The following is a 26938-nucleotide window of genomic DNA, read 5'->3' on the forward strand; positions in this document are numbered from 1 at the left end:
TGCGGTCGGGTGTGGTTGATATTACAAAGGCTTGCTTTGCGGCGAAGGCGCGCACCGTAGGTGTCCCGGAGGTCAGCGTCAACGCGCGGCCGAATGCGCCGCGATAAATGCCGCAACGGCGTCTGCGGCGGCCGCAAGGTTGCCCTTGCGGGTGAACCCGGAATTCCCGCGCGGACCGAAATCGTGATCGCCGTCGCTCATCCAGGCGAAAGTGATTTTCTTGGACAGCCGGATTGCTTCGATTTCACTTTTGGTTCCGAACGGATCGCGCTCGCCTTGGACGATCAAAGCTGGGCAGCGAAGCTGTTTCAAATGCTCGGTGCGCAGCTTGTCGGGCGTGCCGGGCGCGTGAAACGGGTAGCCGAGGCAGACGAGACCGCTGATCGTCTTCTCTTCGTAAAGCTCATCAGCCAGCATGCTCGCGACGCGCCCACCCATGGACTTGCCGCCGATAAAGAGCTTTTGGTGCGGATTTTCGCTGGCGACGGCGCTGACCAAGTCCCGGTACTCGCCGATCAGTTTCTCGGCTTTGGGCGGCGGCCGCTTCGGGGCGCCTTCGCGGCGGCTCGCCATGTATGCAAATTCGAAGAGCGTGAGGGTGATCCCCCGTTCACCGAGAAGCGCGGCAAACGATTCCATGAACGAAGATGTAATCCCCGCCCCGGCTCCATGCGCTAAAATCAGACGAGTTTCGGCAGTGGATGGGCCGCTCTCGATACGAAACGCGGGCGTTGCCTTCGTTGTCGTCTCGGCGCTGACGGCTTCGGTAACCTTCTGAAGGCGTTTCATAATGTGTTCGCAATGGAGCTAATGCCGCTATCCATGGTTCGTTAATGTGGCGCTGGGCAACACTGCAACTGAAATCGCTTTTGGGCCAGAATTTCGCCCGAGAATGGTCTAGGATGAGCGATGTCAAAAAACGGGGACAAAGCATGAGGGCCGCAAGGTTACTGGTGCTCGCGGTCTTCTGTGCGATGGCCATGGTTTGGGCTCCGCTGCTCCAATCGCCAGGCATGCCGCTTTCAGTGCTGGATTTCATCGGACTGCTCCGTGCCGACCCGCTGCGGGTCGATGACGCGAGCGGCGTTCCGGTTGCGCCCGATCCGGTTCGTCCCGATGCGGGCAATCCCGCCGATACAGGTCATCACGTGCAGCTACCGGCTTTCGTGCCAAGAGGCGGAGTGCTGACGAATTCGAATGAGAGTGGGCCGGAAGGCGAGGAGTCGCAGGCAACAACCGCGACGCCGGCTGCCCCGTCGAGCGATACGACCACGGGATCGGTGACGACGAAACATCCGTCGGGCGCGGCGCCCAGTTCCTCGAAGGCTCGTCCGATCTCGATCAAGGTCGAGCCTATTCCGGGGACCGAACAGGCTGAGCCGTCCAAAACGCCCGTCTGGCCGAAATTCATCGGGGCAAAAAATCTTTTCGGCGCGGCCAAGGTTCCGGCCCCGCTCGAAGCGCGTGCCATCGGAACGTATGCTCGCGGTTGCCTGGCGGGCGCCGTGCCGTTGCCGATCGACGGTCCTGCCTGGCAGGAGATGCGGCTGTCGCGCAATCGCAACTGGGGCCATCCGAAGCTGATCGCGCTCGTCGAGCGTTTCGCAAAGGATGCGCAAAAGCTCGACGGCTGGCCGGGACTGCTGGTTGGCGACATCGCACAGCCGCGCGGTGGCCCGATGATCACCGGGCACGCCAGCCACCAGATCGGACTCGATGCCGATATCTGGCTGACGCCGATGCCGGATCGCCGTCTCACTCCGAAAGAACGCGAGGAGATGCAGGCAACGTCGATGCTGGATGCCACGAGCGTTGCCGTCGATCCGCAGATTTTCACCGAAAAGCAGACCGCGCTCATCAAGCGGGCGGCGTCTTATCCCGAGGTCGAGCGCATCTTCGTTCATCCTGCGATCAAGAAGGCGCTTTGCCAGACCAAAGATACGGACCGTAAGTGGCTCGGCAAGGTGAGGCCGTGGTTCGGGCATTACTACCACTTCCACATGCGCATCAAATGCCCGGAGGGTTTTGCGGGCTGCGCGCCGCAACCGCCGCCGACGGGGGACGATGGTTGCGGGAAGGAAGTGGATCAGTGGCTGGCGAAAGTGGTTCCGTCGAAGGTGCCGCTTGAGCCCGTGCCGCCTCCGGTTTCGGGAGTGAAGCCGCCGAAGCCGCCGCTCATGCTGGCCGAGCTGCCGAAAGAATGCCAAGCCGTGCTCGAGTCCGGACCTGAGCCCATCACTGTACCGCCCGAAGCGCTGATGACGCCTATGCAGGTCAAGAAGACATTGGCCAAGGCTGCCGCAGTTCACGCGACGATCGCCAATGCTGCGGCTGTGCCGGGCGCGAAGGGGCTTCCGGCGCATTTGGCCAATAGCCCGGCGCTTCGTCCGCATTTCAAGAAGGCCGCGACCGTCGATCCGAAATAGAAAAAGGCCGCCTGCCAGCCCCTTTGGGCATGGCTGACGGCCTTGATAGTCTTCGATCAGGTCTTTAGCGATTTAGCTCTTCGCTGCCGCAGGCGCCGAGGTGTTCGCGGGCTTAGGGCAAGCGACGCCCGTTCCGGCTAGACCGCAGTATCCATGCGGTACCTTGGCGAGGTACTGCTGATGGTAGCCTTCGGCCAAGTAGATCGGACCGGCCGGCCTGATCTCCGTCGTGATCGGGCCATAGCCCTTGCCGGCGATCGCTTCTTCGTAGGCTTTACGCGATGCGCCGGCGGCAGCTTGCTGCTCCGGCGTCGTCGTATAGATCGCCGACCGGTACTGCGTGCCGATGTCGTTCCCCTGACGGAAGCCTTGGGTCGGATCGTGGGCTTCCCAGAACGTCTTCAGGAGCGTGTCGTAGGAGATGGCTTTCGGATCGAAGACGACGACCACGATTTCCGTGTGGCCGGTGCGGCCGGAGCAGACCTCCTCATACGTCGGATTGGGCGTATAGCCGCCTGCGTAGCCTGCCGCGGTGATCCAGATGCCTTCACCCAGTTGCCAAAAGAGCCGCTCGGCGCCCCAGAAGCAACCGAGGCCAAATATTGCGACCTCGTGCCCGGCGGGATAGGGCGGGTTCAATGGCTGCGAAAAGAGATAGTGCTCGGCGTCGGGGCTAAGAATCGGGGCCGGGCGACCCTTCGGCGCAGACTCGGCGGTCGGCATCGCGACCTGCTTCCTTGCGAACATGGATTCGCTCCTTCTTATTATTGTGCGGATGATGCCCAGTATACGATGGCTCATCCCATTTCGTTTCAGGGCCGGCACGGCCTCGCCGTTCATTTGGCCGGTCAGTAGTCGTTGGCGAAAATGCGGATACGGCGGCGCGGCCGTCCGAGGTAGCCGCAGGCGATCGTGAGCAGGAGGAAGATCACGGTTCCCGGCAGGTTCAGTACTGACGTCAGCACCGGGTCCCAGAAGAAGGGATCGACTGTTGCCGTGGCGGACCGCTGAAGCGACGCTACGAACGCGGGCGACCACGTTTGCAGGTGCTGCATCAATGAGATGGCCCCCCCTGGGACGCCGTCCACGGGCGGGCGCGAAACATCCGCCGCGAAGGCGATCAGCGTAAACAAAGCAAAGAGCGCGGCGAGAAACCGCAGCATCAGTCTGGGTCGGGTTTCCGGGTTCACGACGCTCATCACGAGCGTGATCAGGAAGGCGGCCAGCGCCAGGCGCAGAAGCCAGGAATTGCTCGGCTCACCGGCCGCGTACCATAGGCAACAATAGGCGATTACGCCTAATGCGGCCAATCCGGCAAAGATTTTGAGTAGCACTGAGCTGGTCATATTCGCACTTGCTCGTTGACCGGGTGCCTTTGTGTGACCGCGACGGGCGGCGGTCAAGCCTCAAGACTTGTCGAGCGGCGTTGCGCTCGGCGCGCGGATGGGTTAAGTGCGCTGCTTCGCGATTGCGATGGAGGGGTGGCCGAGTGGTTGAAGGCGCTCGCCTGGAACGCGTGTAGGCTCGTAAGGGTCTCGTGGGTTCGAATCCCACCCCCTCCGCCAAGACGCACTCGCTCATCGGGTCTGCCGAATTGCCAAGCGAGGCTAAGCGGTGACCCAGAAGACATTTTTCTCTTATTTTCTGGCTGGTTGCTTCGCTCAAGCCGCGAGCTTCGCTCGATGGTGCGAACAGCGCATAGGTTTGCGGCGCTGAAGGTCGCCAAACTCAAAGCTGCTGGGCGTCAAGAAGACTGTGCGGGTTTGAAACCGGTCAGGTCGGAAGCAAGCGCTGGGTGCTTCGGCAGTCAATCAACGGACGACGAGTGGAGCGCGGTCGGCCGCGCGCGTGGTGCAGCGAGCCAATGCGACGTTTGACAGTGGAAGCCTGCGTGGGTTCGCCGGTCGCTGGTCACGTCAGCTTTGCAGAGAAAGCCGACATCCACCGATTGATCGCCGATGTCGGTTAGTAGCGCGTCAGCTGATCATCGCTAAGCGGACGTTGCTGGGTTGTCAGGTAAGTGCATTGCACGTCCGCAACAGCACCCCAAACCGTAACGAATTCACAGATCGAGGGCCGCCACCGCGCGGACCAGCGGATATGCGCGGCTCGGACCCAAACGACCAACGCGTCCTACAATCCGTCAGAGCACGTAGCGACTAGAGCGAACTCGCCTCTGCAGATCTCCGTCGTCCCTGGCCCGCCTACCAGTATGTCCCGGGTGTATTTGGAAGGTCTGCCATTGATAAAGCTTCGAGTGAAGGCGTCCGTTGTGGAGCCGCCGATAACGGGCGCAGCGCTTGCTGGCAGCAACGATTGGCGGTGTCATGACGATAAACAAACGATGTTAGGGAGAAGACGCAATGACCAAGAAATGGGTCGCTTTCGTTTCGCTTTTTCTGCTTTCGGGAACGGCTGCCCTCGCCAACGAATGGAGCGACAAATTCAAAATGATCGACACTGATGGCAACGGTTCGATCAGCCGCACGGAGTGGGAGGCAAACGTGGCGAAGCTGAAGCTCGATCCGGCTCCGACCTTTACGGCGATGGACGCCGACGTGAACAACAGCGTCGATACGGATGAATGGGTTGCGGCGGAAAAAATGGCAAAAGCCTTCCCCGTCGCATGTAAGTCTGCCACGTCTTCCTGGTGCCCGAAGCAGTACTAAGTCTGTCTTTCGGATATTCTGACTACTTGAAACCCGGCGGGCAACTTCCGGGTTTTGGGGCGATGCAGCGGCGCCGTCCGTACGCATCGCCTTCCTTATTTGGAGGCGATCGTTTTCGTCGCGAAGCCATCGCTCATGTTGTGGCCGCCGTGACCGTGCCGCGAAGGGCAGTGTGCGGCGCTTCAGGCGGCAAATGAGGATCCTCCTAAGTCTAAAGATCCAGCTTGTGAGGATTGTCGGGTAAAAGTCCTTCGGGAAGGCACGGTTTCGCGGATGCTGTGCATTTGAAGTCTGCGCCGAAGGGGCCCGGATGACAATTCAATGATTTGTCTTTGGCGTGGTCCCAGAGTTCGTATCCCTTGCCGAGCGAGCCGGCGCGAGACGACCACCAAGACGTCGCGGCGGCCTTGGCCTCCTCCTCGGTTTTTCCCGAGGCCTCGCCGCTCTTCACGACATCTCTGCAGAACTTTCCGGAACCTGCGGCGGTAACTGGAACGGCAAACGTACAAGCGACGGCGAAAATACATGACTTTTGAATCAGCTTCATTGCTCGCCTCTCCGGTGGAATCGATCTCATTCGACTGCGGTGACGGTGAAACCTCTTTGGCGTAGCAGGGCGACCAGGCCATCCGGCCCGCTTTGATGCATCGCGCCGACCGCGATGAAGGCGCCGCCGTTGCGGAGCAGAGGCATCGCGCTTTCCAACATTCGCAGATTGCGTTTGCCGACGAGTTCGGTGCGCAAAGACAGCAGGGTCGCATCGTCAAGGCCGGCGCCGGGCGCCATTTCCTGCGTCAACGCCCAAACGGCTTCAAGACGCCGGAAGCGATAAAGCTCGGCCATCGTCAGCGATATGTCGTCGACGCGTGGATAGAGTTCGATGCTGGCTTTCAGCCATGCGACTTGCACCTTGCGCGAGATTGTCGCCAGCGACCGGTATTGTTCAAACATCGACTCAAGGCCGATGACGGGCAGGCCTTTTTCGGTCGCTCGATCGACCACGAGCGCATCCATCGATTTCGCGCCGCGCTCCTGCAGTTTTTTCTGACACTCGGAATCCGCGAGGAACATGATGGCCACCCAGGGCTTCAGGGCGAGAGCGAGCTGCGGCGCGTATCCCGCATTCGAGATGGCTTTCTCGACGACGGTGATTTCGTCTTCGGCCAAAATTCCTTGAAGCTCGCGATCGGTCGAGACCATGAGCGGGGCTGCTTGCGCCATCGCGTGAGAGTAGGCACTTCGCGACGTTTCCGCGGACTCGACAGCGACCAGTTTCGATTGGTCGAGCGCGGCTCGCGTCGCCGGCGATAATTCCTGCATGCTGTCGTTGATGACATGGAGCGTGCCGAAAAGATGAGAGGGCGCGGTGCCATCTTTCTCGACCCGCCAGAGAACGGCCTCGCCGTTGGCGACACGGCTTGCATCGGCGAGAATTTTTTGGAGTCGCGGCCGATTGTTGTGATCGATTTCATAAAGGACGCTGGTCGGCGAACAGATATCCAAGCCGCTCGTCGAGGCAGCCGAAGGATTAGCCTGCGCGGCCACGGCAAGCGCTAGCACCGCTGCGGTCCGAATGGACAGGCGGCTAAGGCTCCGTCGACACGGCAAGAACCATTCGCGGGCCTTCGGGACACTTGATGCGTTTGATCTCGGTGTTGGTCTTGAGATCCAGGACCGAAACGCTGGCCGAAAACCAATTCGCGACATAGGCTTTGCTCCCGCTTTTGAGTGCAACCAAACCTTCGGGATAGCGTCCGACTTTTATTTCAGCGCGGGGCGCACGTGTCTGCGCGTCGAAGACCGATATGCTCCCCCCTTGCTGGTTGGAAATGAGGATCTTGGCGTCATTGCCTGTCATGGCAACGCCGTAAGGCATGGCGCGTGTCGCCAGCGTCGAAACCACTTGCAGCGAGGACGTATCCACGATCGACAGCGTGGCGGCTTGAGCGTTGGCAACGACGAGCTGCTTTTCATCGAGACTTAAAGCGAGCGCGAACGGGGCGCGCCCAACCGGAATTTCCTGCAACACTCCGAAACGTCTTGTGTCGATGATGGCTATGCTGTCAGCCTCGCGGTCAGCGACGTACAGACGTGATCCTTCGCGTGTCGCGACCAGATGGGCCGGCGAGCGGCCGACGGGAATCTTTCTGACGATTTCGCCCGATTGGGGATCGACAGCCGAGACGACGTTGGCGCTCCAATCGCCGACGAAGAGCTGGCCGGGGGCCGTTATCGCGATGCCAAAGGGCTGCCCGCCGATTTTCAAAAGGCGGTCAAGTTTTTGACGGCGGAGGTCGATAACGGCGATTTGTCCGCTATCGGGAAGCGTTGCGAACGCTTCGTCCAAAGCGGGACTGATCGTGAATGCCGCTGGCTTGCCGGGAATTTCGATTTGCCCGATGATTTCGTCAACAGCGGTATCAATGATGGAGAGGGTGCCATCGTCTTGACTGAGGACGTAGACCTTCTGAGCCGCGTCTTTCGCCGCCGTCGCGCCCGCTGGCGCAACAGCATTGAGCGTGAGCACGGCAAGGAGGCCTACAAGTGCTTTCATTTCTTGCCTTCGGCTTTCGCCTTGATGCCCGCGAGACCAGCTTTAATGAAATCTTCCGTCGCCTGGACGGCTGCGGCGTCGCTCCTGTTTTCGGGCGGCTCGTTCGTGGTGTCGGCGCGATAGAAGCGCGATACCCATTGTACCTCGCTGCCGCCGGATGCCGGTAAAACCTGGATCGTGTCGGAATAGAAGCTCGCCGGGAAAGCTTCGAAGTTCTCGGTCGCGAGCCGATAGCCGTAGGACATGTCCTTTTCCTGATAGTCGTCGAGGCTTTCGACGAGTTCGCCACCGCCGCTCTTGAGTGTCAGCGTGCGCGTCGCTGCGTTCCCATTGCCGCCTTCGCTTTTTGCCGTTGCGACGGATGGATGCCAGGTTCCGATGCTTCCAAAATCCTTGATGATGGTCCAAACGGCGGCCGGTGGTGCCGCGATCGCGATCTTCTCATCGACTTTTTGGGGGGTGGGGCCATGGGCCAGAGCCGCTCCCGCGTTCGCTGCAAAGACCCCCAACGCCAGAAGAAAACGAAACTTATTTGCCACGCACGAGCACTCCTTTGAGGTTCCGATTTGAAAGAGAATAGGAAGCAGTTCGTCCACGCGGTCGCGGAAGACTCTCGAATAGCGACATCCCGTAGATTGCCATCATCAGCAGCAGCGCGAACATCGCGGGCACGTAAGCCATGTTCGTATCGATCTCTAGGATGCGTGGTTCGGTCGCGGAAAAAAGCTGCGGTGATACCGAGCCGACGTTTTGAAGCCCGACATAGGAGAGACCCGTGCGCGCAGCGAGATCCTGAAGATGAGCGGCCTTCACGGACGAGAGTTGTTCATCACCGGACGCAGGCAATGCACCGAACGGCGCGTTTCTCGGATTGTAACCCTCGCGCAATTCCGCATCTTTCGGGGCCGCTCCGATGCGGTTGTCCTGTGGAACGTCGCTTTGATTGTAGACGCCGATCTGACGGCCTTCGTCGTCGTACTTCGGTATCGGCACTTTCTCGCTGCCACCGACGCCGACGATCAATCCCTTCACCGCGCCGGGCTTACCTTCGAATTCCGGGACGCCGGTGAAGGGAAGCGGCGGTGCCTCATGTCCATCGGTGAGAAAGATAAGATCGGATTTCAGGCTCGATGCGATATCAATTCCGGAATAGAGGCCTTTGGCGATGTAGCTGTCGCCCTGCCAAGCCATGCGCCAGTCGAGGCCCGAGATGGCGCGCTCGAGGGCATCGTAGTTGCCGCAGACCTCAACGGGATTGAACAGCAGGAACGAAATGCGTTCCGTAAAGACGCCGAGGCCCAGCCGCGATTGGCAAGGTATGTCCTGCATCAAATCGACCAGAGCGTCGCGCGCGGCTTCCAAGCGGTTGAGGGATCCGCGCGGCTTCCCCATGTCGCGCGTGTTCATGCTGCCCGTGATGTCAACGATGGCAAGCACGGTGGCGATGCGTTGATTGCGGATGACGTGGATACCGATGATCGCCGCGATCGTCGCGGCCAGCGCCGCGAGCAGCAAGATCATGCGCCGATCGAAGTTGATGCGGGTGTACGTCATGGCAACCCCTTCGGGATGCCGGGCAGATCGGTCCACAGCTTCTTCGGCGCGTCAGGCGAAGAAAGATCCGGATTGTCGCCCTGAGGAAGATCGCGGACAACGCGCATGGCGACATCAAGATTATGCCGGGCGTCCCAATTGCCAGAATCGAGCTTCAATGCGAGCCGGTATTCAGATTTCGCGAGATTGATCACGGCGACGGCGCTGTCGATATCGCCTTTTCGGACAGACTCAGCCGCCAGACGGGTTCGGGCGTTGGCGATGTTGTAGAGCGCGGCCGCCTTTACGGCCGGCGGAAGTGTGGGGCCGGAGATACTCAGAATCGATTGCGCGTCTTCGATATGATCGCGGCGGACCGATTCATTGATCCGCGCCAGGATTTCCTGCGGATGTGCGCGCTTGACGTCGATCGGAACGTCGCGACGGGCGATCAGCTGGCGAATATCGTCATTCGATCGCTGGGCTCCGGTGAGTTCGCTTACCGCGTGGCCGAACCAGATCACACTCGCGGCAGCCAAGATCCAAATCACCGGGCCGCGCCGCCATCCAAGAATTTGCCGGAGGGATCTAAGCTGCATGGGTGGTTACCCCTCGGACCTTCAGCGTGCGCTCGCAAAGTTTTGCCGCGAGCAGGAGACCGAGCGCGAGGGCCGCCAGGACATACGCCCACCTCGACAAATCGTACTGGGGGATGCGTTCGTTATAAACGAGCGGGGTCTGCTCGAGCTTGCCGATGTCGGTGATGGCACTTTTGATCGCTTCGGCGCTCTCGGCTTCATATGCGTGATAGGGGATCTTCAGACTTTGAAAGAATTTATTCAGGTGCCGTTCCGGTAGCGACTGAGGCGTGTCTTCGACGCCGGCGCCCGGGTCCGCGAACATGCTGTTGGCGCCTTCGGTCCGAAGATAGAGAAAATAAAGATGGACCGGTCTTCGCGCGAACTCGGTTCTGAGCGCTTCCTGCACTCTTCGACCGATCACTGCGACGCCGTCGGATACAAGGACGATCGCGCGCGATCCCTGCAACACGTCTTCTTCGATCATGCTGAGCGCCATTCCGAGGCCGCGCCCGACATCCGTGAAGGCGAGGCCCGGTCGATCGATGGCGTCAATCGCATCGAGCACGATGTCCTTGTGATCGGTGATCGGAACGACGTGCATCGGCGCTGTCGAGAAGGCGGCGACACCGAACCTGTCGTGCTCGCGCTCGACGACGAATTCCTTGATCAGCCTCTTAGCGGCAGACGATTTGGATTCTTCCGCGCCGTTCGGCTGCCTGCCGGCGAAGGTATCATTCATGCTCGCCGACCGATCAATGAGCAGGACGATATGAGCGCCTTGGCCGAACCGTTCGATCGTTCGCTCGCGCAATGCGATTCCCGCCATGCCGAGAATCAGGCCGATGATTGCGGCGGCGCCGGCAATGCGGAGCGCCCATGCTATCGCAACGGAAAGCCGGTCCGGTTCAAATCCGGCGAGAGATGGGTAGGCTTCCTGGCGTTGAATGCCGAGAAAGAGCGGAAGAAGCGCGAGCGGAAGAAGATAGAGTGCAATCGGATTCGCGAAGATCATGCGGAGGCTCTTTCCTCGCGCGCGAGATCAGCGGCAAGCCGCGCCACTTCGCTGATCGGAAAGCGGTCTTCGGCGGTTTGCCGATCGTCCGAGAAAAAATAGAGTTGGGAGTTTTCGAAGAACGATCTGAGCGTCGGCAGAAGATCTGCGAAGCGCTCATGCGTCGCGATGAACGCGGGAACATCGGCAGCGAATATCCGACGGCCTGCGGACTGATCGAAGGCGCGATGAAGAATAAGCAGGGAGTTGCGATACGGCGCTTCGTCCGTGCCCGCAGACTGGATGCTCCTGATCTGTCGCTCGGCTCGAGTGAACGGCCGCTTTGGACGAGGTGCGAACGGCCATATCGCGTAATGCCAAAGCAGCAGTAGGCTTGAAACGGCGAGCGCTGCCGCAGAGGCCGCGAGCAGCCTTTTCTTGGGTGCGAGGTTAATTTCATGCGGAACGGCGTCGGGCCGCATGATGTCGGAAATTTCTCCGGTCTTCTCCGGCATCAAATCATCGAGGACGATGTCGCGGAGAGGGGAAATCACAAGCCGCAATGCCGGAATGGATGCGGTGTAATTAGCTTGCTCAGGTTCGGCAGCGCCTTCGCTCGGCGGCTTGGCATCAGGGTCCGCGCCGTTCGGGTTTTTGAACTTCAGCGGAAATGCTGGAATGTCGAGTTTCTTTGCCTCGAGTGCGGAATAGAAAATCTGATACTTCAACGTGATGTCATGGATCTTGCGACCGTTCTCTTCGCGCTCGCTGTAATCGACTGCGATGAGATCCAGCCAATATGTCAACGCGCCCGGACGAGGGAGAGCTGCGGTGAAGAGCTGCGTGTCGCCGCTCGTTATGACTTCGACGCGGCGCTCTAGCGTGTCGCCAATAAAGTGTCCGAAATTTCGCGGCTCATAGACGTTGACGGCGTCGATGGCTGCTGAACTTCCTCCTGCGCTCAGTAGAAGTATTGCGATAGTGAGCCAGGCGCGCATCAGGTCGCTCCATGGAGCAGGAACGATGTGAGCTGCATCCAATCGATGCTATCGCGGACGGTGAACGTCTCGCGCGCTGACGCATTGAGTGTCCGGGAAATCTGCTCGCGGTGCTTGTTTCGGTGGGCCCGCCATTGGGCCTTGAGCTTCGGCCGCATGGCGACGAGCCGATGCCTTCCGGTCTCAAGATCTCGCAGATTTAGCAGGCCCCACTCGGGAAGACCCTCGAGTTCGAGGCTATCACGGATCTCAATCGGAACGATATCGTGGAAAGCCAGCGCCTCTGTAGCCTTCCTCGCCGCTTCCTCCGGCCACAAGAAATCTGAGATCAGGAAGACAAGCTTCTTCGATCCCGATATGGCCGCCCCAGCTTCGGCTATTCCGTCGACGCCCGGCTGATCGGGGGCGAAACGACGGAGGCGCTCGATTGCATCGGCGTGGGCTGCGCGCGACAAGGTCTTGCGCAAAACAAGATCCTGCCGAAGGACTTTGTCGAACGGATAAAGGGCAAACGTATCGCCGGCGCGTTCGGTGCAGATCGCAAGCGCCTGGGCGATGTCCGCCGCGAGCGCGATCTTATCGCAACGCCCTTCGAATGCCATCGATGCGGAAACATCGACCAGCACGGCGACGTCGATTGAGCTCGGCTGTTCTGCGCGGCGCACGAGCAATCGTTCAAAAGGGTCGCTGAGGGATGCCCGAATAGCGATGCGGCGCGGATCGGGGAACGCCGTCAAGGGGACGATATCGCGAAAGAGACCGCCGCTGCCCGAGAGATAGCTTTTGTGCGAGCCCACGCGGATGCTGCTCGTCCGCCAGGGGATGCTGTACGCCAGATCTCTCGCCTCTTCGTTCATGGCGCCGGGACCTTGGCAAAGACGTCGGCGATGAGGGACCGCACGATTTCCTCGCGCCGCAATTCATAGACGGGCGTCAGAAAGATGCGATGGGCCATGCATTCGTGGAAGATATCGCGAATGTCTTCGGGTACGACCATGTCGCGACCGGATAGCCAAGCTTCGACGCGTGCGGCGCGTATGAGATAGCTCATGCCGCGCGGGCTCGCTCCGCCCGCGATGAGGCGGCTGATGTCGACGTTCGGAATTTGAATTCCTGCCGATCCGGGTTCGCGGATGGCTTTCCAAAGATTCAGAACGTAGCGCTCGAGCGCGGGGCTCACGACGATCGTGTCCTGAATGACGTTTGCGAGACCGTTGAGCCGGCGATAGTCGAGGACGCCATCCTTCAGAGATCCGATGAGCGTGTCTACGTCATGGAACCTCGTGGCGAAAAGCAGCTCGCGGCGCGATTTTTCGTCCGATGGAGTCGAGATAGCCACTTCCATCAGGAAGCGATCGCGCGCGGCGGCCGGCAGCTCGAACGTTTCTTCGCGCTCGATGCGGTTGCGATCCGCGAAGACGAGCAGATGCGGGAATACGTGCTCCTGGTTGAAAGCCGTGATGCTCCGTTCGGCCATCAATCTCAGCAACAGCGAATGGACCTGCGGGCGCGCGCGATTGATCTCGTTGAAAAAGAAAACGGAGAGATCTCTGCCATGACGCAGCACCGGCCCTGGCTCGACGCGCGGCTTACCGTCCTCATTGAGGAACGTGTAGTAGATCATGTCGGAAGGCATCAAATCGATGGTGCCCTCGATGCGCTCATAGGCGCCGCCGAGTGCGCGGGCGACGGCCCTGAGGAGTGTCGTCTTGCCGACACCGACGTCGCCTTCGAGGAGAACGTGGCCACGCGCGAAGACGGCAATCGTCAAAAGCCTGATTGCGCGTTCCTGGCCAACGACGGCTTTTGCGATTTCACGCTCGAAGTCCAAAGCGCGGCCGCGCCAGCCTTGGAGATCCAGCGGTTCGATAGTCTCTGCTATATCTGACCGGTCGAGTGTAGGGCTATTCATTTATTTTTGCTTCCCGACAATGACGTGCTCCGGCGGGCCGAACGGGAGAACGTCACTTCACAACCTAAAAAGGGGGTGCTGCCGAGACAGCACCCCAGGTACCTCGGAGAGGAAGTTGTGATCCTGCAAGCGTAGCAAGATCCGAGGCTCGAGTTCAGGTGCGTCTACTGAATTTTTGAGACGTCGTAGACCCACTTGCCGGTTTTCTTGAAGTTGTCGGCGCGAAGCTTGTTGCGCTCCTCTTGCGCTTTCAATGCAGTGCTCTGCTTCGCCAACTCTTTGGGATCGTGCTTGGGATCGTACTTCGTGCCTGCAACCTTATCCGGGAATCCCGGCTTCGGCTCCCAGCAGTTTCCCGATGCCTTGCAGTGCTGGCCGTCATACGCCAGGGCTGCAGGAGCGGTCGCTCCGGCGAGGCCTGCGATGGCAACGATAGCGCCGGCTATCAACGGGAGTGAAATCGTCTTCATAGGCTTTCCTCCATTTTTTCTACTCAAGATCAGGTGGGTTCACTCCACCCTTGTTGTTCCCGTACCAGCCAACTTGCGCGACACTGCCGCGTCGGGTTGTTGCGCTAGTTTCCGGAAATTTTGCATTGTTGCTTTAGAGCGGCCGCTCGGCCCGTCTTTTCCCATTCCTCGATTTTGAATGGTTTGAATGCCTTCTTCTGCTCGGGCGTCAGCCAGTCGGCATCCTTGACGTCATCCTTCTGGACATGGCGAATCCACGCGATGAGCTTCAGATGATCATCGAGTTCGAGGTCTTGACCGTGCGGGCCCATCATGCCGTTCGCGCCGCCGAAGATCGTTTCAAAAAGACCTTTGTCCGTCGTGTTCTTGGGATACGTCCAATAGGAATCATTTAGGCCCGGACCGACTTTGCCTTCGGCGACATGACCGTGACATCCGGAGCAGGATTCGAGATAGATCTCCTCGCCCTTGGGCAGGCAACCGACGACCTCCGTGTAGGGATCGACACCGGTCTCCATGAACTTCTTGACGGCCGGCGTATCCCTGCCTTCTTTCGGCGCGAGACCGTCGACATCAATCACTTCACCTGTGACGGTGTTTCTGAAGGTTTCCTGTGCAGAGGTCGGTTGTCCGCTCGTCACCAATGCAAAGACAGCAAGCCCCGCTGCCATAACTGCGAATTTCATATTCAATTTCTCTTCCACTCTTCTTTTCAACTACCGGCAACCGCCGCCGTTACGACTTACGTTCGCGGCGCCGGCGGCACGTAGGGCACGCCCTCTTCCTTCAAGACTTGCTCGATCTTCGGCTGTGCCTTCGGCAAGGCCGCATCGATCGCGGTCAGCAGAACTTTGTCGTCCTTGCGCACCGCAAACGATTGATCGAAGTGAAACGGTACTCGCTCGCCGTCTGAGCGAACGTTGTTGTCGGGGATAACGACCATCTTCAGGGCATCATTGGCGACCACGTAGCGAGCGACTTCCGGCGCAAACGCGACTGCGAGAGCTGCCGTCTTGTCGGCGACTTCACCGACCATCCGGTCCGGCGGGATGCGCGTGTACGAGTTCCGCTTGTCCTTGAAGTTCGTCAGAGACGAAACGTAGTTGATGCTGTCGTTGTAAAGATCGAGTTTGGTCATCATGACTTCGGCAGGCGTGCCTTGGACAAAGCCAATGAGGTGCGCCTTCGCGAGATCGGGGCTATCCCAGCTTTCGATCTTCAGGGGAGAGTCCTTGCGGACGATGAAGACATAAGGTGCCCGGTAGTACGGTCGCGAAGTCTGCACACGCTCGTCGCCGGTATCGGCGCCGATGACGACGTCGCAAAGCTTCTTGTCGAGTTGATCGCGGACGGCGTAAATCGCGGGCTTATCCGACCAGACGAATTCGGCTTTTCGCCCCATCTCGGCTGCGAGAATTTCCGCGATCTTGTTCTCGAAGCCAGATTTATCGGTTGCGGAGTAGGGCAGCTCCTTGGCAGCTGCGCAAATCCGAAGCACGGATGCGTCGTTCGCCGGCGTTGCCGTGGCTTCGTCCGAATGCGAAGGCGCGGACGAGAAAATTGCAAACGCCGTGATGGTGATCGCGGCGGCGAACTGGATGCTTGATGACATTGAGTTGGTGGAACGCTTTTCTTTCAGCCCGCGGGTCATACTGGAATCACCTTTCAAGTTCGGGTGCCGCATGGCGGCACAGCGTTCGGGCTAGTAAAGCCGCCAGATTGCGAGCTCTTCCTTTGCGAGGGCGGGCACCGCGGCTGTGAAGCGAGATGCGCTACTTTCGTGTGGCGCAAGACTGTTCTGAGAAGCTAGGTCGAGGGGAGGCAGGTGCGGCATCGGATGTGTTTTTCCGATGCCGCACCTTCGACCCTAGATCAGCCCTTTTCGAACTCGCCGACGTTCACGTCGTCATAAGGATTCTTGCCATCAAGCGAGAACACCTCGACGCTGCCGCCCATCTGCGTGTAGTTCTGAAGGTTCTTGAAGGCGCCAACCGCACCGAGACCGGCGGTCGGATCCTGAAGGTCGAACACCAGACCGACGCCCGGCCAACCACCTACACCCGACATGATCGCGATGTACTGGACGCCATTGTGCTCATACGTCATCGGATGGCCGATTACGCCAGACGGCACCTTGTGCTTCCAAAGCAGCTCGCCCGTGTCGGAATTGCGCGCCTTGATGAAGCCGTCGAGCGTTCCGTAGAACACCAGATTGCCTGCTGTCGCGAGCGTGCCGCCCCAGACCGAGAAGCGCTCCATGTGCTGCCACTTGTATTCGCCGGAGATCGCATTGTAGGCCTTGATCTGACCAAGACCGAGGTAGTTCTGACGATCGCCCTTCGGGCCTGGGTACATCCACAGAGTCGCGCCGACGAAGAACTGGCCGGCACGGTAGGGAAGCATGAAGGGCTCCCAGTCCATGCAGATGTGGTTGATACCCATGAAGAACAACTGCTTCGTGGGATCGTAGGAGTCGTGACCCTGGTTATGGTAGCCCATGGCCGACGGGCAGACTTCCGTCGCCTTGTGGTCCATGCGGGTGCTGTATTCCGGATCGCGAACCGGGAGACCCGACTTGAGGTCGATCGTCTTGAAGACGTTGACCGTCTCGTCGAGCTTGTTGGCCGAGATCAGGTCGCCGTTCTCACGATCGAGGGTGTAGACGATGCCGTTACGATCCGGATGCGTCAGAAGCTTGCGCTCCTTGCCATCCTTGTCCTTCTGCTTCGAGAGCATCATGACGTTGACGCCAGCGAAATCCCATTCGTCGTGAGGCGTCTTCTGGTAGCCGAACTTGAGTTCGCCGGTGTCGACGTCGCGTGCCATGATCGTCATGGTCCACTTGTTGTCGCCAGGGCGCATCGTTTCGTTCCACGGCGCCGGGTTGCCCGACCCGTAGTAGATCAGGTTCGTGCCGGAATCGTAAGCGTACCAGCCCCAGTTCGTGCCGCCGCCGATCTTCCAGGCGTCGCCTTCCCAGGTCGCCGTGCCGAGGCCTTTTTGGCCGTAGTGCGGGTTGGCCTTGTTGAAGTCGTCGCCGATGCCGATCTCGTTGTCGGGCCCGGTGGCATACTTACGCCAGAGCATGGCGCCGGTTTTGATGTTGTAGGCCGTCGTATAGCCGCGAACACCGAGTTCTGCGCCCGATGAGCCGACGATCGCGATGTCCTTCACGACGTACGGCGCTTGCGTTTCGGTCTGGCCGACCTTGATATCCGCGTTTTCGACCTTCCAGTATTCCTCACCCGTTTTCGCGTTGAGGGCCACCAAATGTCCGTCGAGCTGCGTCTTGATGATCAATGCCGGGATCGTTCCGTCGCCCGGCCAATAGGCGAGACCGCGGTTCACGAGATCGCAGCACGCAACTGAGCGAGCGGCCGGATCTTGCTTCGGGCTGTGCTGCCAAAGGATGTGGCCCGGATCGTTGAGGTCGAGAGCAAATGTTTTGTTCGGGAAAGAAGTGTGAACGTACATGATGCCGTCGACAACAAGAGGCGTACCCTCGTGGCCGTGGAGCTGACCGGTCGAGAACGACCAAGCGCGCTTCAGCTGCTTGACGTTGGTGGTGTTGATCTGATCGTCTTCGCTGTAGTTGTTCGAGTCGTAGTTGCGACCAGGCATTACCCAGTTGTCTTTGCTCTTGGAGAGCTCAAGAAGTTTGTCATTTGCGTAGGCGCTGGATGTAACGCCCAACTGCATGGCGACACCGATCGCCATGAGGGACGCCGACATCAGCATTGTTGTGCCAACGACTTTTTTCATGCCCATATAACCTCGCGTTTCCAAACCCAGCTTTTCTTTTTTGGACAACAGCGGATTGCCTTTGAGGAAGGCTCGCGCCCCGCTGCGACCGATGAGGCCCGAGCAGATCACAGGCGTTCGCGCGCCCCATCTCCGCCCTTCGATGCGTACCGTGCGCCCGGATCGCTGGTAGTCCGATACTTTCGCAATCAGCACGAGGCCGGACCGTAACGATGTGATCCAACGGGGTCTTCAGTTTGATCGGCAAAACGAGCCGGGAACATTTGGCAAAGAATGCTGCAGATGTTGACCTGGAAGTCGGCGAGAGCGACTGGCATAGAGGTGGCCGCATCAGGCAACATTCAATTTTGAAGGCCGTCATTCATCGTGATATCGACGCTAACGATCCGATCGTTGCCAGGGTTGATCCTGGCATTGCTCTTGTTTGGTTGCGGCGACGAGCCGCCGCGCCAGCAGAGTACCGAAAAGCGTTCGGGCCTCACGAAACCGCATAAGATCGAGTGGCTCACGGCACAGGACGATATCTCACCTGAGACATGGCTCATCGAGCGTGAGGCGAACTCCGGTGCGACGTTGACACGCGATGAAGTAGGCAATCTGCATCAATTGCTTGCAAACGCCTCGAACACGTTCACGGATTCCCCGCGCATGGTCGCCAATCGTGCCGTTCAACTCGAAGCCATGCTCAAAGCGGAAGGCGGCGACGAAACCGCAGTCTCACTCATTGGTCGATTGACGGGGGTGGTAGCGCCTGGCCGTATCGAAAGCTTCGGCGCTGCAGGACAACAGTACTTCAATATGCGCAAGGCGGGCTTCAGCGGACAGCAGGCGCTGGACGAACTTTCGAAACGCTACGGATCGCGTGGCTAGAGCAATGCAGATTGAGACAGGTATTGGACCAGTGAGTCGCACGTCGGATTTCGCTTGGCTTGGGCGATCCATCCGAGATCAAGTCTTACTCGCAATTGCCATCGTGCTTGTGCTGGCGTCGATCGTTGCCGGCAGTGTCGCCGTTTTCAACGGGCGCAAAGCGGTCGACGTAGAAATCGAAGCGTCGATGGACTTTGCCGAAGGCTACCTTCGTGAGCTGGTTCGGGGAATCGCCGCCGAGAACAGGCTGGCTGATGTCGAATTTCTGGTATCTCGCGAAGTCCAGCATCTTAGGCACGCGCGGGTCTATGTTCAGGATCCAGGCGCCGCTCCTAAATTACTCAGGCCTGAACGGACCTTGGAAGACGAGGTCGCTCCGCTCGATGAGACGCCGGACTGGTTCGAAAATTTGATGATGCCCCAGGGAGGCAACGAACACTCTCGGCTCATCCTGATTCCGAAGGGGGAAAGATCTCTCATCCTAAAAGGCGATCCTGACGACGAGATCGCGGAGAAATGGCGGGAGCTTTCCTCCTTGGCTGTCGTTGCGATCGTTTCGATAGCGCTGCTCGTTGCTGCCTTCTATTTCGTTCTCGGATGGATTCTCGATCCTCTTGTTGCACTGGCGCGAGGGCTCGTGGCTCTCGAAGCGGGCGAGAGATCGCAACGTCTCGATATTCCGCGCGTCGGGGAAATCGCCGATATCGCGGTGAAGTTCAATTCGCTTGCCTCGTCCCTCGACCAAGCGCGCGCAGAAAACGGCGAGCTTTATCGCCAAATCCAGTCCGTTCAAGAAGAGGAGCGGCGTGAGATCGCGCGAGAGTTGCACGATGAGGCGGGTCCGTGTCTATTTGGGATTACGGCGAACGCCGAGTCGATAGCAACACTTGCGCAGAGACTGAGCGAGGAAGAGGCGTCGAAGATCGGCAAGCGGGTCGACGAGATTCTTTCTATCACCGGCCGCTTGAAAGCGATGAACCGGGCGCTGCTCAAACGTCTGCATCCAGTTTCAATCGGCAAGGTGCCTTTGCCGGCCTTGATACAGGATCTGATTTACGATTTCGAACGCCGTCATCCGAACGTGCGGATCGATTCGTCTGTGCCTCCGCACGTCGGCGCCTTTGGTGAGAAAATCGATCTGACTGTCTATCGCTCGACGCAGGAAGCACTGACGAATGCCATTCGGCACGGTCAGGCGTCGCATATTGTCGTCGAGCTCAAGGAAGAGTGGGACGACACCAACTCAATTGCAAAGAAAGGACCGAGCATCATCAACCTTTGTGTGAGCGACGATGGCACAGGCCTTAAGCCGGATATGCAGGCGGGATTTGGATTGTCCGCGATGCGCGAGCGCGTGCTTTCTGCTGGCGGAAGTCTTGTCGTTGAAGGGCATCAGCCGCACGGAACGATGGTGTCGATCAAGATACCCGTGCGCGCAGGCGATCACAAAAGCCGCGCTGTCGACGAGGTCAATCGGGCATCTCCATGACCAAAATTCTTGTCATCGACGATCATCCCATCGTGCTCCAGGGCTGCCGACGCGTTCTGGAGGATGCAGGCATCGTCGATATTACGCTTGCCTCCAATCTGATAGAAGGCTTTCGGGCTTATCGAAGCAACAAGCCTGACGTGATCATCATCGATCTCGCGATCAAGAAGGGCATTCTTGTTGGGCTGACTTTCATCAGGCGGTTGCGAGTTCACGACAAGCACACGCCTATCCTGGTGCTCACGATGCATGAAGATCCGATGATTGCCGGCCAATCCCTTCGGCTCGGCGCCAACGGTTATATTCTGAAAGACACCTCGTCCGTCGACATCATCAAGGCGCTGCAGGCCGTGCGGCAGGGCAAGCCTTTTCTCAGCCACGCAATCGCTTCGGCGATCGCCGTGATGGAGACGAAGGGTCGAACGAACCCTCTGAGTGGGATGACGCTACGGGAGCTTCAGACGCTAGAGTTGATCGCCCAGGGCAAGCAGTACGCGGCGATCGCCGATGAACTTCACGTCAGCTACAAAACGATCGCCAATACGTGCTCGCAGATCAAGACGAAGCTCGGCGTCAAATCGCTTCCTGAACTCATGCGCATAGCGATCGATCATCTTCCGGAGATGTCTGGACAACGGCTGAACGACAGGCCGGTGCCGTCTTCCAAGACCGGGAAGTATTGGTAGAAGAAATTGCCATGACTTGGCATTCGTTTTTGGGCGATCCGATGTCATCCTGCTCAATCAGTCAACCGGATATGCCATGCGCCCCTTTCTGATCGCCATTCTTACACTTACATCGGCTCCCGCTTTCGCCGACCAGAGCTGCAAGGAGCAGGTCGACGCCGCGTTTGCAAAGCTACGGGACGCCAAGTCGTTTCGCCTCGAGACGACGATCAGCAATTCGGATGGAACGCTGAAGATGAGTGCGGACTACGTCTTGCCGGACCGCATGCATCAGAAGGTGACGCTCGGTGGCGATGGCGCGGCGATGGAGATGATCGTCGTCGGTAAGAAGGCGTGGTCCAATCAGGGATCGGGTTGGGCAGAACTTCCGGAAGCATTTGCGAACACAGTCGCCAATCAGGTCAAAGAGACCGTGAGCGAAGCGCCGAAAGTGGCGACGGATTACAAGTGCATCGGAGACAGAGAATTCGAAGGCAAGAGCTACACGCTTTATCAGGGTGTGCTTGCTACGCCGCTTTCAGCGGAGGCAAAAGAGAAAGGTCCGCGCGTCTCGGCGGTCGCTGTTCCCAACCAGCAAAGCGTCTACATCGACAAGGCGACGGGACTTCCTGCGCGCAACATCGTGACGGCGGTGACGTCGCCCGATAAGCGCCTGTTTGACGGCACCTTTACGGTGGTCCACGACATAACGATCGATCCTCCGAAGGTTTCGGCCAACTGATGCTGAAGTTTCTGGTTGCCGTGGGGCTAGGTCTCAGCGCATTGGCGGCGACGGACGCCTGCGCCGAGGAACCTCCCGTGCGCAAAGCAGGACGCTGGCAATTGACCTCCGTCTCCGAAAGCATCGGAATGAAGACGTTCGAGACTTGCATTACAGAAGCCGATAGCGTCGTGGGTGGCAAACAGTGCCACGTCGCCAGCATCAAGCGGCTCGCCGACGAAACTTATGTCGATGTCGTTTGCACATCAGATGGCGGCACCGAAAAGCTAAGCACGGTGTACACCGGGGATTTCACGACGTGGTATCGCGCGATGTCGAAGATCACCTTCGATCCTCCGCAGGATGGCGTTCCTCATATGGGCGTAACCGTCGACGGGAAGTACCTGGGACCAGAGTGCCGTTCCGCATCTGCAACCGACGGGCAGTGACTATCATTGCGGTTCAGTTTCTCACATGCCCGCCGAACGTGCGCTTCGGCCTCTGAACTAGATTCGTGTTGAGCCTTCTTCAGAAGAGCCTCGCCAGGCGTCCGGCAGGAGGCTCGGACGCTAGATTGCTTTGTGTAAGAGCAACCCAAGTCACGCTGGACGACGCCCCGTGCTCTGGGATCATTACCTTTCGATAAAAAGCGTGATGCCGAGTGGACGTAGGACGGATGGCACATTCTGGTCCTGGCCCTTCTTCGAATCGAGCCCGAAGTGAGTTCTTCGCCGAAGCAATTTCTGCTAATGGAATATTGGGGCTTTGCCCTTTTCTCGCACGCCCACGGTGAGGGTCCAAAAGAAGCCGCAAGGTGCGAATATCTACCCGAACGCGTGCACGCTTAAGAACATTTCACACCAGAATGAGCCGGCTGCGATTAATCGCAATATTGATGTCTGTGCTGATCCACGCCTCGATCGGCAGATTAATGCTACCTTCGTTGCAGAAATTCAGCACGGATGCGCTCGACCTTGGTCAAGGGAACGATATCTTGCTTGTCGAGCCAGGCATCGCGACCGAGGGCGTAATAAAGCTCGGCGATGCAACTGAGACGGTCAAAATCTTGCCGCTTCGCCCACCGCCGCAGTCGGAGGAGGTAAAGCCGGACGAGCTGCCCGACGTCATTGCTTCGGATGCGAGCAGTGTGGAGGCAAGCGTGGGCAACACGCAAGAACCGCCGGCGCCGTCCCAATCAGATGTGGTGCAGATCAAGGAGCAGGTTCCGCCACAAGCTGCAGTCTTCACTGAGGAGAGTTCCGGGCCAGCGAAGACGGGCGCAGATCCGAAAGCGGTCGGTCTTTACCTTGGCCAGATCTACAAACACCTCGAGCGCGCGAAAGTGAGCGCACCGTCGCGGCGGTCTGGAACTGTCGTCATGCGCTTTACTATCGGTCTCGACGGCAAGGTCTTATCGCGAGAGGTCGTATCGGGCTCGGGCTTCAAAATACTCGACGATGCAGCTGCAGCCGCGCTCGACCGGGCGGCACCATTTCCTCCGATTCCGCCAAAAGTCAGCCTAAAGCCCATCTCCCTTGAGCAACAATTTACATTTGAGGCGAAGTTGATGAGAGGAAGATCGCCTCACTGACGCAGAGAGTAGACGCCTCTCCAAAAGCCTGCTTTTCGGAAGAAAGGGGCCGCCTGAATACGACTTGCCTGCATGCCAGGCGGCCAAGGAGACTATTCCACCAAGAGCAGGAATGATTTCCCGGCGTCGGTTGCGAGCTCTTTGTCGTCAAGAGTGCCGTCGTTGTCGGGATCAGCCGCCTTGAACCGCGTTATGACAAGTGTTTCGTATTCCTTTTGATCGAGAGTTCCGTCGTTGTCGGGGTCAGCTGCTTTGAGGCTGGCCGCATCGGCGCGGCCAGTCAATTCCTTGGCATCCAAAGTGCCGTCTTTGTCCGGGTCGAGCGATGTGAAAATCTTCGCCGCTGCGGCTTTTGCCTCAGGAACATCAACCGTGCCGTCGTTGTCTGGATCGATTGCGGTGAGTGACGCCGAAGCCGCCAAAACCGGGCTCGCGTGGTTAAGGCACATAACCCCAGCAACGGCCATCAGCGCGGCTGCGCTCAGCAACTTCACTTTCATTCGGATAATCTCCTATTCGTGGATTGCGACCGACGCTCACGCGATCGAGTGCGTGCGTGCATCTGTGAGGAATAAATTCCCGTTACACGTTACTGGTTGCACCGTAGCAGAGGATAAATTCCCTGCTTAAGGTGATATTTAGGAAATAAAAACGGGAAAAAGTCCCATTTACATTCGCGTCGAATGAAGTGGATGCCGCGCGCGGCGATCACCGAGAAATAATCCGTGACGAGCTAGGCTCGATCTTCACAAGCCAGGATTCTTGCGTCTCTCAGCGTATGACGCGAGCAGCTCAACAGAGCTCGTTCGGCATCCCGGGAGCAAATCCCTAATTTTCGGCATTCTTTGGAATTCACTCCCGTGAGCTGAATTGCCGACCCTATCCCGGCGACATCGGAAAAAGACGCAACCATCGCGCCAAATATCTGATCTCGCGCCACTTTCGCAAATGCCCAGCAAAAGCACTTCGACGAGCAATGGGCAAGAAAGTGGTCACTGGGGGGATAATCGTGGGGGGTTAGCAGATGAAGGCGTTAAGTTTATGTGTCGCCACGGCAACGCTGGCGGTCCTTTCGGTATCTGAAGCTAAGGCGCAAGACGCTGGCGGCGCAGCCTCGCAACAACCAGCTGGTCAATCAGCACCAAGCGCGGGCGAGGCTCAGACGGGACAGAAGCTCCCCGAAGTTCAAGTGATCCAGCAGCAACAGAAGGCAACGGCAAAACCGAAGAAGTCCGCACAGAAACCAAAGAATCAACCGGTGCAGCAAGCTGGGCCGACGGCGCCTCAAATGGCAGAGCCGACAGCGTCCGAGGCAGGCGCCGCTCCGCAGGCTGTCTTTGCCTACCCCGCGCCTCCGTCAGATGTAAAAGTATCTCCGCTGTCAGGCAGCGAAGTGCCGATCGGAAAAATTCCTTACAGCGTAACGCCCCTTACGTCCGCCGCCTTCGATCGCGATCATTCCGTCAATGTGCAGGATACGCTGAACAGCCGTGTTCCAGGCGTGGTCATAGACGACTTGCAAGGGAACGCCTTCCAGACCGGCGTCCAGTATCGCGGTTTCGAAGCGTCGCCCGTCAATGGACTGCCGCAGGGGCTTGCCGTCTATCAAAACGGTGTTCGCATCAACGAAGCGTTCGGCGATACCGTAAACTGGGATTTCATTCCAGCTAACGCGATCGCTGATCTTACCGTGATGAGCAGCAATCCGATCTTCGGCCTCAATGCGATCGGCGGCGCGATCAATCTCACGATGAAGGACGGCTTCAATTTCCATGGCGCCGACATCGATACCCGCTTCGGATCGTTCGGACGTAAACAGGTGAGCGCCGAGGCCGGCATGCAGAGCGGCAACTGGGCCGCCTATGGCGCATTCGAAGCGATCAACGATGATGGGTTCCGCGATTTCTCCGGCGCTGAAGAGCGGCGCGGATATGCGGACCTTGGCGTCAAGGGAGATGGCGCCGAGTTTCACTTCAATTTCACCGGCGCGACAGGAGAAGTCGGCGTGACGGCAGCGGTGCCGGAAGAGCTATTGGATTTTGGCGGACGTTCGCGGACCTTCACGTCGCCGCAGATCACCGACAACGAGATGGAGATGTACTCCTTCAACGGCGTTGTTCAGGCGACCCCGACGCTATCGTTCTCCGGCGTGACCTACTACCGGCATTTCAAGCAGAGCCACATCGACGGCAATATTTCAGAATTCGAACCCTGCGACGCCGGTCTGTGCACGGAGGACGGCGCTCCGCTATACGCGGTCGGCGCGATCGGGGTGCCCATCGACCCCTCGCAGTATGGCGTTCTAGGGTCGATCGATAAGACTGGTCAGAATGCAGACAGCTTTGGCGTCTCTCTGCAAGCGACAGAGAAGTCCCGGCTGCTCGGGCACAGAAACCAGTTCATCATCGGTTCGAGTTATGATCGCGGCCATGTCGCCTATCAAGCATCGAGCCAACTCGGTACATTCCTGCCGAAGTACGTCGTTGCCGGAACCGGTCCGACGCTTACGGGGGATCCGAATGCAGCTGATCCGGATCTCGACGGCTCCGAAGTTACGCCGCGGTCGCTGACCACACTCAATGACTACTTCGGCATCTATGCGCTCGATGCCTTCGACGTTACGGACCAGTTGACGGTCACGGTCGGCGGCCGGTTCAACTATGCGCGCGTTCAAATCATCAACACCGGAGACCCTTCCCTCGACGTGTTGAACGGTGTCAACGAATATAACCGGTTCAACCCGTCCGCCGGGTTCACTTATACGATCACGCCGACGATGTCGTTCTACGGCGGATATTCCGAGGCCAACCGCGCAGCGACCGCTTCAGAGATCGCCTGCTCGGATCCCGAAAATCCGTGCATCATCGAAAGCGCCCTCGCATCCGATCCGCCGTTGAAGCAAGTTGTCACGAGAACATGGGAGCTCGGCCTCCGCGGTCAGGACATTTCTTGGACCGGTCATGAGAGATGGGATTGGAGCATCGGCTGGTTCCGTGCCTTGAACGACGACGACATCATTCAGATCGCCGATTCACAACAGGGCCGCGGTTACTTCGCGAATGCCGGCGTAACGCAACGGCAGGGCATAGATGCGGCCATTTCATACCGCAACGACCGCCTTTTTGCCTACGCAAGCTACAGCTACGTCGATGCTACGTTCCAATCGACGAACATCATCCCGTCCGAGAACAATCCCAAGGTCGAAACGGAATGCGAGGATTTCGGTATTCATCCCGACGATGACGACCAACTCTGCCTCAAGATCAGCCCTGGCAACCGTATGCCGGGCATCCCGCGGCACCGGTTCAAGGCGGGCTTTGATTACAAGCTCACACCGAAATGGATTTTCGGCGCCGACTTGATTGCAGCCAGCGACCAGATTTTCTACGGCGACGAAGGCAATCTGGATAAGCCGCTTGGCGGCTACGCCAAAGTTAATCTGCACTCATCCTACGACATCACCAATCACATCCAAGTCTACGGCTTGGTTGAGAACCTGTTCGACCAGCAGTACGGAATTTACGGCACGTACTTCAATACCGGGCTGGCACAGACTGCGGGTCCTGGAGAAAGCGGAACCGGCGGACCAGATCCATCTCTGAAGGGCCTTGTCTACGATCCCAACAATGCGCGGACGATCACACCAGCAATTCCCTTCGCGGCATATGGCGGCTTGAAAGTGAAGTTCTAGTTTTGGGCGCCGAAG

General features: G+C 58.7%; 27 protein-coding genes and 1 tRNA gene. 10 read left to right on the forward strand and 18 right to left on the reverse strand.

Annotated features, from left to right (window positions below; genetic code table 11):
• Positions 1 to 78 precede the first annotated feature (78 nt).
• Positions 79 to 789: an alpha/beta family hydrolase gene (locus AACL53_RS03235; RefSeq protein WP_339082427.1), complete on the reverse strand. Its 711-nt coding sequence runs from the start codon at positions 787 to 789 to the stop codon at positions 79 to 81.
• Positions 790 to 932: 143 nt separating this feature from the next.
• Here AACL53_RS03235 and mepA point away from each other — a divergent pair, with 143 nt between their 5' ends.
• Positions 933 to 2426, forward strand: a complete 1494-nt coding sequence (mepA, locus tag AACL53_RS03240) for a penicillin-insensitive murein endopeptidase (protein ID WP_339082429.1) — start codon at positions 933 to 935, stop codon at positions 2424 to 2426.
• A gap of 72 nt (positions 2427 to 2498) precedes the next feature.
• On the opposite strand, the gene msrA is transcribed toward mepA, so the two are convergent.
• The gene (gene msrA, locus AACL53_RS03245) at positions 2499 to 3173 is read right to left on the reverse strand and encodes a peptide-methionine (S)-S-oxide reductase MsrA (protein WP_339082431.1); all 675 of its coding nucleotides are present in this window, start codon (positions 3171 to 3173) and stop codon (positions 2499 to 2501) included.
• A gap of 101 nt (positions 3174 to 3274) precedes the next feature.
• On the reverse strand, positions 3275 to 3772 hold the full coding sequence (locus tag AACL53_RS03250) for a hypothetical protein (protein ID WP_339082434.1): 498 nt from the start codon (positions 3770 to 3772) through the stop codon (positions 3275 to 3277).
• 129 nt (positions 3773 to 3901) lie between these two features.
• Here AACL53_RS03250 and AACL53_RS03255 point away from each other — a divergent pair.
• Both AACL53_RS03255 and AACL53_RS03260 read left to right on the forward strand, forming a co-directional pair.
• Positions 3902 to 3991: transfer RNA gene (locus AACL53_RS03255), tRNA-Ser, on the forward strand.
• Between the two features lie 798 nt (positions 3992 to 4789).
• Positions 4790 to 5095 (forward strand): hypothetical protein, encoded by a 306-nt coding sequence (locus AACL53_RS03260; RefSeq protein WP_339082436.1) that lies wholly within the window; start codon positions 4790 to 4792, stop codon positions 5093 to 5095.
• Between the two features lie 211 nt (positions 5096 to 5306).
• Here the strand turns inward: AACL53_RS03260 and AACL53_RS03265 are convergent, their stop codons facing one another.
• The 14 genes from AACL53_RS03265 to AACL53_RS03330 all read right to left on the reverse strand — a co-directional run bounded on the left by AACL53_RS03265 (position 5307) and on the right by AACL53_RS03330 (position 17866).
• Complete coding sequence (locus AACL53_RS03265) at positions 5307 to 5642, reverse strand: hypothetical protein (protein WP_339082438.1); 336 nt, start codon at positions 5640 to 5642, stop codon at positions 5307 to 5309.
• A gap of 26 nt (positions 5643 to 5668) precedes the next feature.
• Positions 5669 to 6655 carry a TraB/GumN family protein gene (locus AACL53_RS03270; RefSeq protein WP_339082441.1) on the reverse strand — a complete coding sequence of 329 codons (987 nt, stop codon included), beginning with the start codon at positions 6653 to 6655 and terminating at the stop codon, positions 5669 to 5671.
• Positions 6656 to 6680: 25 nt separating this feature from the next.
• Positions 6681 to 7649 (reverse strand): YncE family protein, encoded by a 969-nt coding sequence (locus tag AACL53_RS03275; protein WP_339082443.1) that lies wholly within the window; start codon positions 7647 to 7649, stop codon positions 6681 to 6683.
• Positions 7646 to 8188, reverse strand: coding sequence for an SRPBCC family protein (locus AACL53_RS03280; protein ID WP_339082445.1), 543 nt, complete (start codon positions 8186 to 8188; stop codon positions 7646 to 7648). Before AACL53_RS03280 ends, AACL53_RS03275 begins: the two co-directional genes overlap by 4 nt.
• The gene (locus AACL53_RS03285) at positions 8178 to 9203 is read right to left on the reverse strand and encodes a vWA domain-containing protein (protein ID WP_339082447.1); all 1026 of its coding nucleotides are present in this window, start codon (positions 9201 to 9203) and stop codon (positions 8178 to 8180) included. Before AACL53_RS03285 ends, AACL53_RS03280 begins: the two co-directional genes overlap by 11 nt.
• The gene (locus AACL53_RS03290) at positions 9200 to 9781 is read right to left on the reverse strand and encodes a hypothetical protein (RefSeq protein ID WP_339082449.1); all 582 of its coding nucleotides are present in this window, start codon (positions 9779 to 9781) and stop codon (positions 9200 to 9202) included. The genes AACL53_RS03285 and AACL53_RS03290 overlap by 4 nt, the downstream gene beginning before the upstream one ends.
• On the reverse strand, positions 9771 to 10775 hold the full coding sequence (locus AACL53_RS03295) for a vWA domain-containing protein (RefSeq protein WP_339082451.1): 1005 nt from the start codon (positions 10773 to 10775) through the stop codon (positions 9771 to 9773). Before AACL53_RS03295 ends, AACL53_RS03290 begins: the two co-directional genes overlap by 11 nt.
• On the reverse strand, positions 10772 to 11752 hold the full coding sequence (locus AACL53_RS03300) for a nonribosomal peptide synthetase MxaA (RefSeq protein WP_339082453.1): 981 nt from the start codon (positions 11750 to 11752) through the stop codon (positions 10772 to 10774). Before AACL53_RS03300 ends, AACL53_RS03295 begins: the two co-directional genes overlap by 4 nt.
• Entirely contained in the window at positions 11752 to 12609 is an 858-nt protein-coding gene (locus tag AACL53_RS03305; RefSeq protein WP_339082455.1) for a DUF58 domain-containing protein, read from the reverse strand. Before AACL53_RS03305 ends, AACL53_RS03300 begins: the two co-directional genes overlap by 1 nt.
• Positions 12606 to 13664 carry a MoxR family ATPase gene (locus AACL53_RS03310; RefSeq protein WP_339082458.1) on the reverse strand — a complete coding sequence of 353 codons (1059 nt, stop codon included), beginning with the start codon at positions 13662 to 13664 and terminating at the stop codon, positions 12606 to 12608. The genes AACL53_RS03305 and AACL53_RS03310 overlap by 4 nt, the downstream gene beginning before the upstream one ends.
• Before the next feature lie 164 nt (positions 13665 to 13828).
• Positions 13829 to 14134: a methanol dehydrogenase gene (locus AACL53_RS03315; RefSeq protein WP_339082460.1), complete on the reverse strand. Its 306-nt coding sequence runs from the start codon at positions 14132 to 14134 to the stop codon at positions 13829 to 13831.
• A gap of 104 nt (positions 14135 to 14238) precedes the next feature.
• Positions 14239 to 14820: a cytochrome c(L), periplasmic gene (moxG, locus tag AACL53_RS03320; protein WP_339082462.1), complete on the reverse strand. Its 582-nt coding sequence runs from the start codon at positions 14818 to 14820 to the stop codon at positions 14239 to 14241.
• Positions 14821 to 14876: 56 nt separating this feature from the next.
• Positions 14877 to 15746, reverse strand: coding sequence for a methanol oxidation system protein MoxJ (gene moxJ, locus AACL53_RS03325; RefSeq protein WP_339082465.1), 870 nt, complete (start codon positions 15744 to 15746; stop codon positions 14877 to 14879).
• A gap of 260 nt (positions 15747 to 16006) precedes the next feature.
• Positions 16007 to 17866 (reverse strand): methanol/ethanol family PQQ-dependent dehydrogenase, encoded by a 1860-nt coding sequence (locus tag AACL53_RS03330; RefSeq protein ID WP_339086868.1) that lies wholly within the window; start codon positions 17864 to 17866, stop codon positions 16007 to 16009.
• Positions 17867 to 18262: 396 nt separating this feature from the next.
• On the opposite strand from AACL53_RS03330, the gene AACL53_RS03335 reads away from it, so the two are divergent.
• The 6 genes from AACL53_RS03335 (at position 18263) to AACL53_RS03360 (ending at position 23232) form a co-directional block, all read left to right on the forward strand.
• Positions 18263 to 18766, forward strand: coding sequence for a hypothetical protein (locus AACL53_RS03335; protein ID WP_339082467.1), 504 nt, complete (start codon positions 18263 to 18265; stop codon positions 18764 to 18766).
• Between the two features lie 31 nt (positions 18767 to 18797).
• Positions 18798 to 20255 carry a histidine kinase gene (locus AACL53_RS03340; RefSeq protein ID WP_339082469.1) on the forward strand — a complete coding sequence of 486 codons (1458 nt, stop codon included), beginning with the start codon at positions 18798 to 18800 and terminating at the stop codon, positions 20253 to 20255.
• On the forward strand, positions 20252 to 20941 hold the full coding sequence (locus tag AACL53_RS03345; RefSeq protein ID WP_339082471.1) for a response regulator transcription factor: 690 nt from the start codon (positions 20252 to 20254) through the stop codon (positions 20939 to 20941). The genes AACL53_RS03340 and AACL53_RS03345 overlap by 4 nt, the downstream gene beginning before the upstream one ends.
• Positions 20942 to 20957: 16 nt before the next feature.
• Positions 20958 to 21662, forward strand: coding sequence for a hypothetical protein (locus AACL53_RS03350; RefSeq protein WP_339082473.1), 705 nt, complete (start codon positions 20958 to 20960; stop codon positions 21660 to 21662).
• Positions 21662 to 22090, forward strand: coding sequence for a DUF3617 family protein (locus AACL53_RS03355; RefSeq protein WP_339082475.1), 429 nt, complete (start codon positions 21662 to 21664; stop codon positions 22088 to 22090). The genes AACL53_RS03350 and AACL53_RS03355 overlap by 1 nt, the downstream gene beginning before the upstream one ends.
• A gap of 446 nt (positions 22091 to 22536) precedes the next feature.
• Positions 22537 to 23232 carry a TonB family protein gene (locus tag AACL53_RS03360; protein WP_339082477.1) on the forward strand — a complete coding sequence of 232 codons (696 nt, stop codon included), beginning with the start codon at positions 22537 to 22539 and terminating at the stop codon, positions 23230 to 23232.
• A gap of 92 nt (positions 23233 to 23324) precedes the next feature.
• On the opposite strand, the gene AACL53_RS03365 is transcribed toward AACL53_RS03360, so the two are convergent.
• Entirely contained in the window at positions 23325 to 23732 is a 408-nt protein-coding gene (locus AACL53_RS03365; protein WP_339082479.1) for an EF-hand domain-containing protein, read from the reverse strand.
• A gap of 788 nt (positions 23733 to 24520) precedes the next feature.
• On the opposite strand from AACL53_RS03365, the gene AACL53_RS03370 reads away from it, so the two are divergent.
• Positions 24521 to 26923 (forward strand): TonB-dependent receptor, encoded by a 2403-nt coding sequence (locus AACL53_RS03370; RefSeq protein ID WP_339082481.1) that lies wholly within the window; start codon positions 24521 to 24523, stop codon positions 26921 to 26923.
• Positions 26924 to 26938: the final 15 nt, after the last annotated feature.

It is taken from the genome of Hyphomicrobium sp. ghe19 (assembly GCF_902712875.1).
Lineage (GTDB): Bacteria > Pseudomonadota > Alphaproteobacteria > Rhizobiales > Hyphomicrobiaceae > Hyphomicrobium_B.

What these genes read in the sequence shown, in the direction of transcription:
- AACL53_RS03305 (WP_339082455.1), bottom strand. Translation starts at nt 12,609, where the DNA reads ATGAACGAAGAGGCGAGAGATCTGGCGTACAGCATCCCCTGGCGGACG.
- AACL53_RS03360 (WP_339082477.1), top strand. Translation starts at nt 22,537, where the DNA reads ATGTCTGTGCTGATCCACGCCTCGATCGGCAGATTAATGCTACCTTCG.
- mepA (WP_339082429.1), top strand. Translation starts at nt 933, where the DNA reads ATGAGGGCCGCAAGGTTACTGGTGCTCGCGGTCTTCTGTGCGATGGCC.
- AACL53_RS03250 (WP_339082434.1), bottom strand. Translation starts at nt 3,772, where the DNA reads ATGACCAGCTCAGTGCTACTCAAAATCTTTGCCGGATTGGCCGCATTA.
- AACL53_RS03300 (WP_339082453.1), bottom strand. Translation starts at nt 11,752, where the DNA reads ATGCGCGCCTGGCTCACTATCGCAATACTTCTACTGAGCGCAGGAGGA.
- AACL53_RS03275 (WP_339082443.1), bottom strand. Translation starts at nt 7,649, where the DNA reads ATGAAAGCACTTGTAGGCCTCCTTGCCGTGCTCACGCTCAATGCTGTT.
- AACL53_RS03290 (WP_339082449.1), bottom strand. Translation starts at nt 9,781, where the DNA reads ATGCAGCTTAGATCCCTCCGGCAAATTCTTGGATGGCGGCGCGGCCCG.
- AACL53_RS03310 (WP_339082458.1), bottom strand. Translation starts at nt 13,664, where the DNA reads ATGAATAGCCCTACACTCGACCGGTCAGATATAGCAGAGACTATCGAA.
- AACL53_RS03365 (WP_339082479.1), bottom strand. Translation starts at nt 23,732, where the DNA reads ATGAAAGTGAAGTTGCTGAGCGCAGCCGCGCTGATGGCCGTTGCTGGG.
- AACL53_RS03355 (WP_339082475.1), top strand. Translation starts at nt 21,662, where the DNA reads ATGCTGAAGTTTCTGGTTGCCGTGGGGCTAGGTCTCAGCGCATTGGCG.
- AACL53_RS03265 (WP_339082438.1), bottom strand. Translation starts at nt 5,642, where the DNA reads ATGAAGCTGATTCAAAAGTCATGTATTTTCGCCGTCGCTTGTACGTTT.
- AACL53_RS03235 (WP_339082427.1), bottom strand. Translation starts at nt 789, where the DNA reads ATGAAACGCCTTCAGAAGGTTACCGAAGCCGTCAGCGCCGAGACGACA.
- msrA (WP_339082431.1), bottom strand. Translation starts at nt 3,173, where the DNA reads ATGTTCGCAAGGAAGCAGGTCGCGATGCCGACCGCCGAGTCTGCGCCG.
- moxG (WP_339082462.1), bottom strand. Translation starts at nt 14,820, where the DNA reads ATGAAATTCGCAGTTATGGCAGCGGGGCTTGCTGTCTTTGCATTGGTG.
- AACL53_RS03260 (WP_339082436.1), top strand. Translation starts at nt 4,790, where the DNA reads ATGACCAAGAAATGGGTCGCTTTCGTTTCGCTTTTTCTGCTTTCGGGA.
- AACL53_RS03295 (WP_339082451.1), bottom strand. Translation starts at nt 10,775, where the DNA reads ATGATCTTCGCGAATCCGATTGCACTCTATCTTCTTCCGCTCGCGCTT.
- AACL53_RS03315 (WP_339082460.1), bottom strand. Translation starts at nt 14,134, where the DNA reads ATGAAGACGATTTCACTCCCGTTGATAGCCGGCGCTATCGTTGCCATC.
- AACL53_RS03345 (WP_339082471.1), top strand. Translation starts at nt 20,252, where the DNA reads ATGACCAAAATTCTTGTCATCGACGATCATCCCATCGTGCTCCAGGGC.
- AACL53_RS03370 (WP_339082481.1), top strand. Translation starts at nt 24,521, where the DNA reads ATGGCAGAGCCGACAGCGTCCGAGGCAGGCGCCGCTCCGCAGGCTGTC.
- AACL53_RS03285 (WP_339082447.1), bottom strand. Translation starts at nt 9,203, where the DNA reads ATGACGTACACCCGCATCAACTTCGATCGGCGCATGATCTTGCTGCTC.
- moxJ (WP_339082465.1), bottom strand. Translation starts at nt 15,746, where the DNA reads ATGTCATCAAGCATCCAGTTCGCCGCCGCGATCACCATCACGGCGTTT.
- AACL53_RS03330 (WP_339086868.1), bottom strand. Translation starts at nt 17,866, where the DNA reads ATGTCGGCGTCCCTCATGGCGATCGGTGTCGCCATGCAGTTGGGCGTT.